Raw genomic sequence first — 1,199 nt, 5'->3', positions numbered from 1 at the left:
GCCGGCCCGACGAAGCCTTGGACCTGCTCGCGGAGTGGCTCGCCGAGGCTCCCGAAGACCCAGTGCTGCTCGATGCGCGGGCCCGGGTGCTGCTCGCCGCCGAGCGTTGGGATCCGGCCCTCGACGCGGTAGACCGGGTGCTGGCCGTATGCCCGGACGAGGTCGAGGCGCGGCGACTCAAGGCCGTTGCCCTCCGGGCGAAGGGAGACCAAACAGGCGCGATCTCCCTCCTGCAGGACCTGCTGGCCGAGGGGGCCGCCACCTTCGACGACCGCCTGGACATGATCGGCGCCATGAGCGAGTCTGGGGACGACCAACGGGCACTCGCCGAGTCCGACCACGCCCTACTGTTCTTCCCGGGCAGCACCGATCTGCTGGTCGCCCGTGCAGTCCTGCTCGACCGGCTCGGCCGGACCGCCGAAGTACTCGAAGCCGCCCAGGAGGTGCTGACCAGTGCACCTGAGAACGTGACCGCCTTGGAGCTGATGGCAGAAGCACTGGCCGCCGAGGGACGAGCCGACGAGGCCATCGAGCTGCTCCAGCGGCGGCAAGGGCTGAACACTCCGACGGCATCCATGGCACTGCGACTGAGTGACCTCCAGTGGGGCACAGGGGAACGGGAAGAGGCCGTCCGGACCCTTTCCGATTTCTTGCGGCAGGAGCCCGACGATCCCGACCTGCTGCTGCGCCGGGGCCAGTACAACTCCATGCTGGGCAACCATGCCGAGGGCCTCGCCGACCTCCAGAGATCAGAGGCGACGGCCCCACCGGATGGGACCAAGGAGGCGTACCGGACACTGCACTCGGCGCTCGGCGAGGCCTATCGCAGTCTGCCCGAACCCGACTACGAACAGGCCATGGCCCACCTCGACCGGGCTCTGGAGCTCGATCCGCAGGACCCCTGGACACTGGGCACCAAGGGACAGGTGTTGGCCGCCACTGGCGACCCCGGGGCCGTGGACCTCCTGTCCCGGGCCGTGGAGTTGGATTCCACACTGACCTGGGCGATGTTCGACCTCGCGGAACTCCTACGCGTCGATGGCCGACTCACCGAAGCCCTGGAGATGAGCAAGCGCGTCACCGAGTCGGCCCGGGACGACCCGATGGCCTGGGGAAGCAGGGGCGCCGCCGAGTACGCGCTGAACGACTTCGACGCCGCGCTGGCCTCGCTGAACCGGGCGACCGAGCTCGAACCGGAC

General features: G+C 69.3%; 1 protein-coding gene. It reads left to right on the top strand.

The annotated features are described in order from the left end of the window. Positions 1–17 precede the first annotated feature (17 nt). Positions 18–1,199: tetratricopeptide repeat protein (locus AB0O00_RS40415; RefSeq protein WP_363659648.1), on the top strand; the 1,182-nt coding region annotated here is incomplete at its 3' end.

Source organism: Kitasatospora sp. NPDC093558, assembly GCF_040683475.1.
Lineage (GTDB): Bacteria > Actinomycetota > Actinomycetes > Streptomycetales > Streptomycetaceae > Kitasatospora.
The sequence above is the reverse complement of the archived record's forward strand: the minus strand, read 5'-3'. Positions and strand labels throughout refer to the sequence as shown.